The 257-nt window shown below is 65.4% G+C and carries 1 protein-coding gene; it reads right to left on the bottom strand.

Going from position 1 to position 257, the window contains the following annotated elements:
* The coding region (locus SB765_RS31340) for a PhoD-like phosphatase N-terminal domain-containing protein (RefSeq protein ID WP_410932723.1) at positions 1 to 257 on the bottom strand (257 nt) is incomplete at both ends.

The following is a 257-nucleotide window of genomic DNA, read 5'->3' as shown; positions in this document are numbered from 1 at the left end:
GCAAACCGTTCGGTCGCCATCACCTCGCCCTGCTTGACAATGCGCGTCATCGCCGCATCACTGGCCACCCGCCAACGCACCGGCACGGCGCGGTTCAACCCACCGCGTCCATCCACGGCATTGAACACGGGCGCCAGGCGCGTCCAGATCACAAAACCATCCGGCAACGGGTCACCCGATGCCACGCCCAGGGTAAACGGATAGTCCACCCCGGCACTGCGCGCAAAGGGGCTGAGGATCGAAAATGCCGTCGCCAC

Source organism: Pseudomonas sp. SIMBA_067 (assembly GCF_046534675.1).
In the GTDB taxonomy this organism is placed as follows: Bacteria; Pseudomonadota; Gammaproteobacteria; order Pseudomonadales; family Pseudomonadaceae; genus Aquipseudomonas; species Aquipseudomonas putida.
The sequence above is the reverse complement of the archived record's forward strand: the minus strand, read 5'-3'. Positions and strand labels throughout refer to the sequence as shown.